Source organism: Paraburkholderia edwinii (assembly GCF_019428685.1).
Lineage (GTDB): Bacteria > Pseudomonadota > Gammaproteobacteria > Burkholderiales > Burkholderiaceae > Paraburkholderia > Paraburkholderia edwinii.
Window position 1 is genome coordinate 1,092,929 of the sequence record NZ_CP080096.1, and the last position, 13,060, is coordinate 1,105,988.

General features: G+C 56.6%; 12 protein-coding genes. 2 read left to right on the forward strand and 10 right to left on the reverse strand.

Translation table 11 applies throughout. From position 1 onward, the window contains the following. Nucleotides 1–230 precede the first annotated feature (230 nt). The 6 genes from KZJ38_RS26635 to KZJ38_RS26660 all read right to left on the reverse strand — a co-directional run bounded on the left by KZJ38_RS26635 (nucleotide 231) and on the right by KZJ38_RS26660 (nucleotide 6,710). Nucleotides 231–1,292 carry an ABC transporter substrate-binding protein gene (locus KZJ38_RS26635; RefSeq protein WP_219802901.1) on the reverse strand — a complete coding sequence of 354 codons (1,062 nt, stop codon included), beginning with the start codon at nucleotides 1,290–1,292 and terminating at the stop codon, nucleotides 231–233. A gap of 95 nt (nucleotides 1,293–1,387) precedes the next feature. Then, nucleotides 1,388–2,506 carry a cupin domain-containing protein gene (locus KZJ38_RS26640; RefSeq protein WP_219802903.1) on the reverse strand — a complete coding sequence of 373 codons (1,119 nt, stop codon included), beginning with the start codon at nucleotides 2,504–2,506 and terminating at the stop codon, nucleotides 1,388–1,390. A gap of 78 nt (nucleotides 2,507–2,584) precedes the next feature. Continuing rightward, the gene (locus KZJ38_RS26645) at nucleotides 2,585–3,193 is read right to left on the reverse strand and encodes a cupin domain-containing protein (protein WP_219802904.1); all 609 of its coding nucleotides are present in this window, start codon (nucleotides 3,191–3,193) and stop codon (nucleotides 2,585–2,587) included. Between the two features lie 2 nt (nucleotides 3,194–3,195). Then, entirely contained in the window at nucleotides 3,196–3,816 is a 621-nt protein-coding gene (locus tag KZJ38_RS26650; RefSeq protein ID WP_246642023.1) for a cupin domain-containing protein, read from the reverse strand. Nucleotides 3,817–3,842: 26 nt separating this feature from the next. Then, entirely contained in the window at nucleotides 3,843–4,916 is a 1,074-nt protein-coding gene (locus KZJ38_RS26655; protein ID WP_246642024.1) for an ABC transporter ATP-binding protein, read from the reverse strand. Nucleotides 4,917–4,973: 57 nt separating this feature from the next. Then, on the reverse strand, nucleotides 4,974–6,710 hold the full coding sequence (locus KZJ38_RS26660) for an ABC transporter permease (protein WP_246642025.1): 1,737 nt from the start codon (nucleotides 6,708–6,710) through the stop codon (nucleotides 4,974–4,976). 309 nt (nucleotides 6,711–7,019) lie between these two features. Here KZJ38_RS26660 and KZJ38_RS26665 point away from each other — a divergent pair, with 309 nt between their 5' ends. Continuing rightward, on the forward strand, nucleotides 7,020–8,822 hold the full coding sequence (locus KZJ38_RS26665) for an ethanolamine ammonia-lyase reactivating factor EutA (RefSeq protein ID WP_219802908.1): 1,803 nt from the start codon (nucleotides 7,020–7,022) through the stop codon (nucleotides 8,820–8,822). Between the two features lie 21 nt (nucleotides 8,823–8,843). Here the strand turns inward: KZJ38_RS26665 and nikR are convergent, their stop codons facing one another. Continuing rightward, the gene (gene nikR, locus KZJ38_RS26670; RefSeq protein WP_219802909.1) at nucleotides 8,844–9,278 is read right to left on the reverse strand and encodes a nickel-responsive transcriptional regulator NikR; all 435 of its coding nucleotides are present in this window, start codon (nucleotides 9,276–9,278) and stop codon (nucleotides 8,844–8,846) included. 198 nt (nucleotides 9,279–9,476) lie between these two features. Between nikR and KZJ38_RS26675 the strand changes: the two genes are divergently transcribed. Continuing rightward, nucleotides 9,477–10,526 (forward strand): HoxN/HupN/NixA family nickel/cobalt transporter, encoded by a 1,050-nt coding sequence (locus KZJ38_RS26675; RefSeq protein ID WP_219802910.1) that lies wholly within the window; start codon nucleotides 9,477–9,479, stop codon nucleotides 10,524–10,526. Nucleotides 10,527–10,664: 138 nt separating this feature from the next. Here KZJ38_RS26675 and KZJ38_RS26680 read toward each other — a convergent pair whose 3' ends face one another. The 3 genes from KZJ38_RS26680 to KZJ38_RS26690 form a co-directional block, all read right to left on the reverse strand. Beyond that, nucleotides 10,665–11,198 (reverse strand): chromate transporter, encoded by a 534-nt coding sequence (locus tag KZJ38_RS26680; RefSeq protein WP_219802911.1) that lies wholly within the window; start codon nucleotides 11,196–11,198, stop codon nucleotides 10,665–10,667. Continuing rightward, complete coding sequence (locus tag KZJ38_RS26685; protein WP_219802912.1) at nucleotides 11,199–11,768, reverse strand: chromate transporter; 570 nt, start codon at nucleotides 11,766–11,768, stop codon at nucleotides 11,199–11,201. It abuts the gene before it with no gap. A gap of 276 nt (nucleotides 11,769–12,044) precedes the next feature. Next, complete coding sequence (locus KZJ38_RS26690) at nucleotides 12,045–12,848, reverse strand: IclR family transcriptional regulator (protein ID WP_219802913.1); 804 nt, start codon at nucleotides 12,846–12,848, stop codon at nucleotides 12,045–12,047. Nucleotides 12,849–13,060 lie beyond the last annotated feature (212 nt).

The following is a 13,060-nucleotide window of genomic DNA, read 5'->3' on the forward strand; positions in this document are numbered from 1 at the left end:
CTGTTCCTTTCATGCAAACATGCCGCAGCCATACGAAACAAATCGCATAACTAATTAAACGAATTTATTGTGCAGCAGCCGGTAAATAATTACGGCACTGCATTTGATATGTGAGGCGGCGCTGACTGGATGCGGGACTGAGCTTCCGTGTGGTAACGGGTCGGCTCAACAAGCTACTGCATTTTTAGGCGAAGATAAAAGGCGGGCAGACTTTCCCGCCCTGGAATCGACTACGTGCCACTAAAAACACTATCGAACAATGCCTGGTTTTTCGCCTGATTGTCGATGATGTCCTTATTCGAAATGATTTGCATCGAGACGTCCGGGAGCTTGCGCTTCACCGTCGTGTTCGTCACCGCCATATCGTGCGCCGCGTACAGGGCCTGACCGTCGGTGAGCAGGAAGTCATAAAACAGGACCGCTGCATTCGGATGCCTGAGCATGTGCGCGACACCGACGCCGTTCGGCTGGGTGATAGCCGGCCCGATCGAAAACCAGTCGATAGGGGCGCCGGCCTCCTTCATGGACTGAACCTTGTAGTTGTAAATGCCGAAAGCCATCGGCACGTCGCCCGAGGCGACCAGGTTCGCCACGAGCGTATGGCCGCGACGCACGGACACGTGGTTTGTTGCGACGATCTGCTTGAAAAGGTCGATTCCCGATTGACCGCCGAGGTTGTGTACGGTTTCGGCGAACCACGGCAACGAATCCTGGCCTTCCACGCCAAGCTTGCCTTTCCACTTGGGATCGAGCAGGTCTTTATACGACTTTGGAAGATCAGCCTTCTTGATAAGGTTAGTGTTGTACGCGACTGTGAATACGTTCAGGCGCGTAGCCGTCCACGCGTTGTTGTCCTGAATTGCCGCGGGAATCAGCAATTTGAGAACCGGCGAATTGATCGGTTGCAACAGTTTTTCCCGATACATCGCCTCAAGCTGCGGGCCGTTGGTTTCGTACACGTCGGCTTCATAGCGACCGGCGCGGCCTTCCGAAATGGCGCGTTGCAGAATGCCCGAAGCGCTCGAGCGCCAGACCGTAACGTGCACGCCGTACTTCTGCTCGAACGCCTTGATGACCGGGTCGAAGTCTGCAGGCGGCAGCGACGAATACACCGTCAGCTTGCCTTCCTGCTTCGCCCCGGCGATCAGCTTTTGCGTGCGGTCCGCACCGTTATATTGTGCGACGGACTCACTCGATTCATAACCTGCGGAGAAGGCGGGACTGGGGCCCATCAATGTCAACGCGGCACCGAGAAGCCCAGCAATTGCTGCGAGGCGGATATTCTTCTTCATCAGGAGTCTCAGATAGGTTTACTTTGGCAGGGCACATCGGCCTGATGTACCCCGCACCTTCAGCTGTACCGGACTAACGGCTCACCGGCTGGGATTCAGGCTGCGAGCGGAGGCAGCGTTTCCAGTTCCTTCGTATACGCGCCGTCCATCTGCATCGCCAGGCCGATCTTTTCCAGCTCCGATGAAAACGTCGAACGGATGACCGGATTTTCGTCCGCGTAGTCGATCTGGCAACCGCCGATGCGCCGTGAAATCCACGCCTTCGGCACGCCTTGCGAATTGCGCTGAGAGACGACCTCGTGTTTGAGCGCGAGATAACGCGACGGATTCGGGTTCGTGTTGAAGTGCTGATGAAACTCGCCGTTGGCCGGCGTGATCAGCGAACCTGTCTGCCAGTCGTAACGCTTCGGCTCTTCTCCCTCACGCCACATCATTGAGTACCCTGAACCACTCATGATGATGACGTGCGCGCCGGGACCATGGGAGTGCGCTTTTTTGTAAGTCGAGGTCGGGAATTGAGAAATGTGGCTGTTCTGCGAACCGCGCGCCATGTTGAAACGGATATGACCGCCGCCGGCGCCCCGTTCAGCGGCGCTGATCAGCGGCAGGTTCACTGCGTCAGCGACAAAATTCGTTTCCATCAGCAGGCCCTTCTGCTCACCGCCGTTCGCGAAGTAGTCGGGCTCGCCGTTAAAGCGGTTCTTGAAATCGTACGCCGTGCCGAAGATGAAATCGATGTCTTCGAGCGCGTTGATCGTGGGCGGGCCGTTCGTGACCGAGACAAAACGCGCGGCATCTTTGCCGGACGTGTTGTAGTGCGTGTGCCAGCAGTTCAGGGGGATGGCGAAGAGGGCACCCGCCTGCCATTCGAACGTGACTTCCGCACCTGCTTCGTTGCGAACGGTAGTCGACCCGCGACCGCTCAGCACGTAGATCATTTCTTCGAACAACTGGCGCTGCGGTGCGAGCGATTTACCCGGCGGGATTTCGCAGACGTAGCAGTCGTTCGACGTGCGCGACGCTTCGTGATTGATGTACACGCCCTTGCCTCCACGACGCGCCCAATCTTTCAGATCAACCGTACGCAAGTCCTGAATATAGTGACCGTCGATGATGTCCAGGCCTTGCTGGGCAATCCAGCGCGTATACGCCGTTTCCTTCTCGGTAGCGAATTTCTTCGCCATGTCCTCGGAAACAACTGCGTTCTTGCTCATTCACTTCTCCATTCAATGCGGGTTGCGCACACCACAAGATAGCTCGCGGAGCTGCAAGCTAACTGATTCAGGCGTTGTTTAGACGGTGGCCGTGTGCTTCAGATATTCGCGAATCTTCTCGGCTGTGAGCGTGACGGCCGGATCGTATTCCGGTGCGTCTTCGAGTTGCTGCAGATCGTTGAGGCCGCTCTTCCAGAAAATGCGGTTGATCGCGGAGATCAGGCGCACGGGACGATCCGGGTCTGCGTTGAAATGCTGATGGGCGGTGCCGGGCGGAATATAGATCACGTCGCCGGCTTCCCATTCGAAGCGCTTGACGTCACCGACCGGCTTCCACGCGTACTGATCGACGATTTCGACATCGAAGTCCTGGTGCAGGTCATAGCCGCGACCTTCGAGCACGTAGAGGCATTCTTCAGCCAGGTGACGGTGCTTGCCCGACTTGCTGCCCGGCGGAATGATCTGCATGTATGCGTCGACGGTCTCCATGCGCGTGTTCATGCCTTCGTTCAGCAGGTGCTTGAGCAGGCCTTGGCGCGACATCTCCCACGGCATGTTCTCAGGTCGCACGATCTTCGCGCGTTTGGCGTTACGCTCCGCGGCCTGTTCAGCGTTTTCCAGCAGACCCTTGTAAAGCGCACGATTTTCTTTGCCAGCCAACCAGTTTCCCGATTCGGTCCATGCCATGATCAGTAGCCTCCTTCCGGATGATTGAAATCAGTCTCTTCCATGCGCGCGACGAAACCAGCACCGGTTGGCGACGGCTCATCGGGACGAGGCTCGACAGTCTTCTGGAACAGCATGTTCATGAACATGAACATCGGCTTCGTCTTGATGACGAGCGCACGCGCAGGCTTGTCGAGACTACGGTTGAAGTGTTGGTGCACGCAGTTGTTGTGCACGATCGCGATGTCGCCTGCTTCCCAGTCGTAGCGGACGCCGTCGTGCACTTCATAGCCGATGCCGTCGAGAATGTAAAACGCTGCTTCGTTCACGTGGCCGTGCTTCTGCGAGTGACCGCCCGGCGAGTATTCTTCGAGGTGAATGTGGAACGTCTGCGTGATTCCGTTCTTCGGCTGCACATAGTGGCGGCTGAAGGTCTGCGGTCCCTTGCTGAACTTGATTTCTTTCCCTTTGCGCACGCGCGGAACGGAACGCAGGCGTTCCAGTTCTACGTTCAGGTTGTACGCGCCTTCAATGCCACGCACGAATACGCGATTTTTCACGTTGCCCGCGGGACTGTGATGCGATTCTTCAGCGCGCTGATCCTCTTCATACATCTGGTTCGTGTCGATATTTGCTTCAGACATAGTGACTCCTTGTGGGTACAGCGAATTTACTGAGGGTTCAACGCGACACAGCGGGCTGGATCAATCGTCACCCAGATTTTTGCGCCAACCGGCTCGCGATGTGACGGATGCGCGCGTGCGAGCAGAATCTGTTCACCGACCTTGATCTGCAAATCAAGCGTCTCGCCAAGGAATACTTTGGAATAGACGGTTCCTTCAAACACATTGCCGTGCCCGATCGATGGCTTACGATCGAAAATCTCCAGATTCTCGGGGCGCAACGACACGACGGCTTTTGCGCCGACGTTCATGCCGCCGCTGTGGGTCACCGTGATCGGGCCGATAGTTGAATTAATGGTGAGCTCCTCGCCGTTCGTGTCCCGGACGGTGCCATCGACAAAGCTCGTTGTGCCGATGAAATCTGCTACAAACCGATTAGCCGGCTGTTCGTAGATACTGCGAGGGCGTGCCTTCTGGACGATGTGGCCGTCCTTCATGATCGCGATCTCGTGCGACATCGCGAGCGCTTCTTCCTGATCGTGCGTCACGTAGATCGTCGTGATGTTCAGTTCACGTTGCAAACGCTTGAGTTCGAAACGCATCTTGTCGCGCAGCTTCGCGTCGAGGTTCGACAGCGGCTCGTCCAGCAGCAGCAGTTTCGGCTCCATCACAATCGCGCGGGCGAGGGCCAAACGTTGCTGCTGCCCGCCGGACATCTTCGTTGCATCGCGATCCGCGGCATGATCGAGGCCGACTGCGGTGAGCGCACGCATGACCTTCGCGGTGATCTGCTGTTTCGTAAATTTCTTCTTGCCGACTTCAAGCGGGAAGCTGCAATTCCTGAAGACGGTCATATGCGGCCAGATGGCGTACGACTGAAACACCATGCCAAACTGGCGTTTGTTCGGCGGTACGAAAATCTTGCGATCTGCATCAAAGACGGTCACGCCGTCCGCCGTGATCTTTCCACCATCGGGCTTTTCGAGTCCTGCGATCGAGCGCAGGGTAGTGGATTTACCGCATCCGCTCGGGCCGAGAAGCGTGAACAGTTTGCCTTCGGGGACCTCGAAACTGACATTTTCAATGCCTGCGACTTTGGCGCCGTGACTGTCGAGATACACCGTGTTCAGATTCTGAATATTCAGCATAGTCGTCTCAATGATTTCCGTTTCGCGAGTTCAGATCGATTTCACGCCGAATTTGCTGCCCACCCACTGCGCGAGCGATACGAGCGCGAGCAGGCCAATCGCGAACATCACACTCAATGCCGACAGCTCGACGTATTGACCGTTTTGCCACAGCTCCCAGACCACGACGGAAATCGTTTCGCTACCAGGGCTATACAGCAGGATCGATGCGGACAGCTCACGGATCGACACAATGAACACGTAAATCCAGCCGGCCATCAGACCGGGCTTGAGTAGCGGCAAGACGATACGGGAGAACGTCGTGCCCCAGCCAGAACCGCACATTTCCGCGGACTCTTCCAGCTCCTTCGACAATTGCACCATCGACGTTTGCGTATAGCGCATCCCATACGGCATGAACCGCGTGATGTATGCAATGAGGAGAATCGACAGCGTGCCGTAAATACCGATGTTGACGTTCAGGAAGAAGACCATGAATGCCAGGCCTAACACGAGTCCCGGAAACACCATCGGAAGCGATGCGAGGTTATCGAGCAGCCAGCGGCCGCGAATCTTCGTCTTGATCACGATCCAGCACACAATGGAGGAAAGCAGCATCACACCCGTTGCGCACGAGAAGCCGAGAATCAGGCTGTTGCCTACGGCTTCTCTAAGTTCGGGATAACTGAAGATGTAGCGATAAGAATCGAGCGTCAGATGATGCAGGGCTTCCATCGATGGCGGCGCATAAAACTTCTGGAAGGAAGACCACAGCAGCACGAGCAAAGGCAGAACCACGATGACAAGCGCGTACAGCACAAAGAGCGCGGCAGTCAGATAGCGCCATGGTCCAAGGTCGATGGCGCGTGCGCGGAATGCCTTCCCGCTGACCGTCGTGAATTTTCCGCCCTTGGCAAGCAGGCGGCTCTGAAGGAAGATGCCGGCCGAAGTGATGAGCAGCAGGATCGTTGAATAGGAGGCAGCCAGTCCGGTCGGCGTCGGATATTGCTGCAACGCCTCGTAGATCGACGACGTGAGAACCTGGATTTTTACCGGCAGGCCGATCAGCGCAGGCACTTCGAACGATTCGACGGCACGCACGAAAAGGATAAGGACCGTCGAAACGATTGCGGGCACGGCAAGTCGGAAGGTGATGCTGAATGTGGTCTTGAACAGGCCGGCGCCACTCATGATGGCGGACTCTTCCAGTGATGGGTCCATGCCACGAAATGCAGCGGACATCAGCAGGAAAGCCATGGGGGAATATTGCAAGCCGTCGATCCAGATCATCCCGCCCATGCTGTAGATGTTGAACGGCGGGTGCGAAAGATCAAACAAGTGCATCAACGCAACGTTCAACACGCCGATCTTCGGGCTGGCAAGCAGAATCCACGCAATCGTAAAGAGGATTGCCGGATTGATGAGCGGAACGACCGTGACGACCGAAAAGAAACGACGCAAAGGCGTATTGGTGCGCTCGTTTATCCAGGCAAGCGCTGAGCCGACGACGAACGAAACGAGTGCGGCGCCAATGGCGAACTCCACCGAATTCGCGAAAGCCGACCAGGAGTCGGCGCTGCCGAACGCAATGCGGTAGTTGTCGAGCGTGAATACCGACGGCGTATCTGCACCCTGCGGCGTCATAAAGCTCTGCCACAGCAGGAAACAAAGCGGGATCAACGCCAGCACGGCGACGATAAGGATCGCGCTGCCTACCACCAGCCATTTTGAATCGAGCCGCTTCAAGAATCGAGGCGGCGTATTGGTGACATCAAGTTGAAGCTCCACCCACTGTCTCCTTACGTGACTTCTTTGGTTCCTATATATGGAACGGCGTTTCCATTTCAGGATGCGGTCCCGGTATTGAGCGCGCCCGGTAGATTTTTGTCAAGGAGCAGGAGGGGCGGGTTAGCCCTAGGGCGGACGGTTTTATTGCCTTCTGCACGGCCTTCTTTGCCGTATGACAGCGGCTGCGGTCAAATATTTCATTGAAAAACGATTCTTTTATGTGGAGAGCCGTTCCATTTTAGGGATGCTGTGGCTGCGCAAGCTGCGGTATGATCGCGGCACATAGGCCATTCAAACCGGAGACACCCTATGCCGAACGATGCAAAAAACGTTCATTCGCTTGACGATCACCTGGGCGGCTACGATCCTGACCATGAGCATGGTGACGACGCTGATCATGACCACGATCACGATTTTTCCCAGTCCGAAACAAATCAGGAAGCGGTGTGGCTGCTCGATAACGTCGTTCTCAACAGCGTAGGTATCGATATCGGTTCGTCGGGTACGCAACTCGTGTTCTCGCGCATCCATATGCGGCGCATCGCTGAAGAGCTCTCGAGCCGTTACATCATCGTCGGGCGTGAACCGATCTACCAGAGCCCGATTTCGCTCACGCCATACCTGAGCGAAACGCAGATGGATACGCGCGGGCTCAAGCGTATCGTTGCGGCGGCCTACAAGGAGGCCAATCTTGGTCCGGACGACATCGATACAGGTGCTGTGATCCTGACCGGCGAAGCGCTACGGCGTGAGAACAGTGAGGGCATCGCGGATATGCTCGCGGAACAGGGCGGCGAATTTGTCTGCGCGACGGCCGGGCATCACATGGAAGCGATGCTTGCCGTTTATGGTTCTGGCGCCGCGAAATACTCGCACGAGCACAAGAAGCGCGTGCTCAATGTCGATATCGGTGGCGGCACGACCAAGCTCGGCTTGGTGGATTCCGGCAACGTGATCGGTACGGCCGCGGTTCACCTTGGTGGACGTCTGATCGTGACAGATCAGAAAGGGCGCATCACGCGCCTCGACCCGGCGGGTAAAGACCACGCACGGGCAGCAGGATTCGCTTGGGAAATTGGCAGTCAAACGACGCGCGAACAGCTTGAACAGGTTGCCGACTGGATGGCGCAAACGCTTGTGCGTGTGCTGACCGAGCGCTTCACCGCTGACGATCTGAATTCACTGTTCCTGACCGATCCGATTGCGGACTTGGGTAAACTGGACGGTCTGATTTTCTCGGGTGGTGTCGGCGAATATGTTTACGAGCGTGAAACACGGGACTTTCTCGATCTTGGGAAACTTTTCGGTTCCGCGGTGCGTCAGCGCTTGCTCGCTGCTCAAGTGCCCTGGCCGCTGCTACCTGCCATCGAATGCATTCGCGCGACCGTTCTAGGCGCATCGGAATACAGCATCCAGTTGAGCGGTAACACGACGTTCATTTCGAATCCGCGCAACCTGCTGCCACGCAAGAATATGCAGGTCGTGCCGATCGAAGAGCGCATGCCCGAAGTGATCGATCCTGCCGCGGTCGTTCAATCGCTGCGCAAGAGCTTCCAGCGCTACGACCTGAAGGAGGGCGATCGGGATGTGGCAATCGTAGTGCGTTGGGCGGGGCCACCCGAATATTCGCGTCTGGCTGCACTCGCTCGCGGGTTGATCGACGGCAATCCGCGGACCATCGCGGCTGGCAAGCCGCTGTATGTCATTGCCGATGGAGACATTGCCAATTCGCTCGGCAACCTGTTGCGCGAATCACTGGGTGGAAATGACCTGTTCGTGATCGATGGCGTTTCGCTGCGAGGGCTCGATTACGTCGATCTGGGCCGCATCCGTATGCCGTCACGCACGGTTCCGGTCACGGTCAAATCGCTGGTGTTCAGCGAGGATCCCAGCCTGCACGGCAAATCCGATGCATCCGAATGGCATGCGCACGAAGATGGCACCGTACATCGTCACCATCACCCTGTAACCGCAGGCAAGCATCAACATCACGATCATGCACACGCACACGGCCATCACCATCATCACAATCATGACCATAGTCACGGTGCTGATCACGGGCATCACCACCATGTGGATCACACGCGTGACCACGCAGGCAGTCACGACTAACGGCTAAAGCCACAAACGCCGTCACACGTGCAAATGCTCGTGTGGCGGAGCGTGCTCTTCCATCAACGGCATCAGATGCAGGTTGCTGTTGCGCACACCACGTTGTGACGCAAGCGACCATGCGAACTGCTGAATCGTACCCACTGGACCGCGCAGCACGATCATTTCCAGGCAATTGTCGTGATCGAGATAGATGCGACTGCCGCTAACGATCAGCGCGTGTTGTGCGTGATACGCATCCGATAAGCGCTGCGCGAGGTCGCGCACGCCGTGCTCAAACACAATCGTCAAGGTGCCGACGCATTGTGCGTGGAGGTCATCGAGAAGCTCCCCTGAACGATGGGCGCGCAGGATGTCACGCAGCGCCTCCGAGCGGCTGTTATAGCCGCGCTGCTTCATCGTGTCGTCAAGCGTCGAGAGCAGGACATCGTCAATCGTAATCGTGATGCGTTGCATGTCGGCTATCCATTTCCGCAGAAATTGCGTCTTGACACCACCATAGCACAGCCCCCATCATTCGTTGTCTTTTGTTCCAAATACAGACATGTCGTTCTTATATATGGAACTTAAGATGCGGTCAGAAATATGAGGAACTTCGCAAAAAGTGTGAGCGATGTGCGGTCCGTGCATGACGGTCTTTCGGTGGAGACATGAATGATTCAATTCCTGAAATTTCTGTTCAATGATGCCGACACAAATATTCGAGGCCGTATAGGCGCGATGTATGTGCTCCTGGTCGTGTTCAACCTCGGAGCATGGGCGTGGGCATTCATCGCGTTACACGGGCAACCGGTGTTGCTCGGCACGGCCCTTCTTGCCTACAGCTTTGGGTTGCGTCACGCAGTCGACGCCGACCATATCGCCGCCATCGATAATGCGACGCGCAAACTCATGCAGGAGGGGCAGCGACCGGTGACGGTGGGGTTCATGTTTTCGTTGGGTCATTCGACCGTCGTCGTCGCCGCAACCGCTGCGATTGCGGCTACCGCCATGGCGTTGCAACATCGCTTCGAGGCGTTTCAGGAAATTGGCGGCGTGATCGGTACGCTGGTATCGGCGGGCTTTCTGTTCGTGATCGCGGCCATCAATCTCATCGTGCTGAGATCGGTGTTTGCGACATTTATGCGCGTGCGCCGGGGCGAGCGCTACGATGAAGAAGATTTCAACCTGCTGCTCGCCAATCGCGGCCTGCTCGCGCGCATTTTCAAGCCGATGTTCCGCCTGATTACGCGAAGCTGGCATATGTACCCGCTCGGCGTGCTCTTCGGACTTGGCTTTGATACGGCATCCGAAATAGGATTACTCAGCGTGTCGGCCACGCAGGTGTCGCATGGTGTGCCTATCTGGTCGATCATGGTATTCCCCGCGCTGTTCACGGCAGGAATGTCCCTCGTTGATGCGACCGACAGCATCCTGATGTTAGGCGCGTACGGCTGGGCGTTTATGAAGCCGATTCGCAAGCTCTATTACAACATGACGATCACGCTAGTGTCGGCGGTTGTCGCAATCGGCGTTGGCGGAATAGAAGCGCTTGGGCTGATCGCGGACAAATTGCATCTGAACGGCGCGTTCTGGGATGTAATCGGTGAGATTGGCGATAATTTCGGGGTGGTCGGCTATGCGATTATCGGCCTCTGCGCGTTCATCTGGCTGGCCTCTACCATCGTCTACAAGTGGCGGCGTATCGATGAACTGGAAGTGTGATCGCAATGACGAGGCGACACATGGTGCGTTCGGTTCGAACGCGCTCGCTCAACGCGATCGGTCTACCGAAAAACGCAAGAGGCGGATCTATGTCCGCCTCTTTGTGCTCAGTTCACATCCGCTGCCCGTTTCGTTCTATCAGAACGGCATGTAAAAAACGGCCGCGTAGGCTAGCGCTACGGCTGACATCAGCACGTACGGATTGAGCTTGGTGAAGTACACGACGCAAGCCGCAATGGCCGTTGTTCCCCATGCAAACGTAGTAGCGTGCATGGATTGCATCACGGCAACCGCGCCGGCGAAAATCAGACCAACTGCAACCGGCGCCAGCCCGCGCTCGATGGCGAGACGCCAACGTGTACCTTCACTCTTATGCCAGAACAGCGTCACGGTCACGAACACCGTTGACGACGGGATATACATCGCGAGCGTCGCAACGAGCGCGCCTATCAATCCCTCCAGATGCCAGCCGATCAGCGCGGAAATCAACGTAGTCGGCCCAGGGGATACGCGCGAGATAGCGAAGAGGTCAGCGAATTCCTGACCGGAAAGCCAGTGATAGACCGACACGCTTTGAAGCTGGATATCGGCAATGATGGTCTGGCCACCGCCAAACGAAAGCGCGGAAAGCGGCGCGAACAGAACGATAAGTCTTAGCAGGACGTTGGCCATTTACTTTTCCATAGCAGCGCAAATAACGCTAAGTGGTACGAGAACGAGCACGACAGGCACGGTAGGCCAGTGCAGCACGCCGACCGCGACGAAGGCGATAACGGCAAACGCGTAGCGCAGTAGCTTGCGCTCGATGCGCACCGCAACCTTGGCGCCCATCGAGAACGTCGCACCCACACCGGCCGCGGCAATGCCGAGTAGCAGAAAGTGCGTGAGCGGATAGCCCGAAAGACGCGCATAGAGCACCGCGAGCACGAGCACAACCACAAGCGCAGGCGAAATCATGCCGAGCGCACCAACCAGCGCGCCGAGCGGCCCACGCAGACGCTGGCCGACATAAAGCGAGACATTGACGGGGTTTGCGCCCGGCATGACTTGCGAGAGGGTCATGCCCGAGACGAACGCGTCGTTATCCAGCCATTTGCGTTCTTCGACGACAGCGCGATAGGACCATGCGGCAGTGCTACCGCCGAACGACATCACACTGATGCGCACGAACGTTGTGAATATGTCCCATAGCGCGACGTTTTGAGCTGCGCGCGCGGCAGCGGGTTCATCGATGGTAGACATGGTGCGAAGTGAACAGAGGTTAAAAGTTTGTTCCGCATAAAGGAACTGCATTCCGATTTATACCTGTACTTTTAACATGTCACGTCCATGCTGGGCAATGAGGTTTTGCGCGATGTGTACGTCCGTTGTGTTACGTAAAATAAAAAAGCGCTGTGCCTATCGGACACAGCGCTTTGAGGAGGGGCGTACTAAAGACTTGCTAAAGGCGGTTCGTTACGCCGCTACGTCCAGGCATCGCAAGGACTGAACGAAACCTTCGTAACCTGATGGACTATCTCAAGGGTGATAGCCAAGCGTTGCAGAAATGCCTTCCGTGGCGGCGATCAGATGCGGCAACGCCGCCCGCAGTGCTTTCTTCGTGAGACGTTGTGCAGGTCCGCCGAAACCGATTGCTGCGACGACATTGCCGGTCGTGTCACGCACGGGCGCCGCAATGCCGCGCATGCCGATTTCAGATTCCTCATCGTCGATCGCATAGCCGTCGCGACGGACTTCCTCAAGCGTTTTCAAAAACACCTGCGTATCCGTGTTCGTCTTGGGCGTTTGCGCGACAAGTCCCTGCCTGATCGCGCGTGAAACGACATCGGGCGTGCTGAACGCGAGCAGTACATGGCCTTCTGCGGTATAGCAGGCAGGTTTGCGCACACCGATATACGAGCGCATACGGATCGTCTGTTCGCTTTCAAGGTTGAACATGTAGACGACGCTCGTATCGTCGAGAATGGCCAGGTGGACGGTTTCGTCTGTCTGCGAGCGCAATACATGCAAGAACGGCAGCGCCTGTTTCGTCACGTCGAAACGACGGCGCACAAGGCCGCCGAGTGTGAACAAAAGGACGCCGAGCCGATAGCGGCCGTTGTCCGGATTCTGTTCCAGCATTCCCTCAGCGAGCAACGCAGCGCACAGACGATGCACCGTGCTCTTTGCGAGGCTCATGCGCTTTGACAATACGCTGATCCCCAGTTCGGGCTCCTCTTGCGAAAACATCTTGAGTAGTCGCAATGCCGCCGTCACCGATGACAGCCTGCGCGGCCCATCCTGTTCCGCTTCCAGTTCTGCGTCCGTTTCGTTGTTCCGCATGCTTTTTGCGTCCAATTTACTCATCCTCGTCATATTTAGCGCCGCGTCTTCAGGGAACGCAATCTATAGGGTAGCTCGGCGTATACCGGCGGCTCCCCGTCCGACGCATGCGCACTAACCCTAAGTTCTCTTCCGTTTACCTTGACTTTTCTATCGACGCACACGGATACTTATTTTTGTTCCATCTTAACATACGTGGTTCCACATATAAG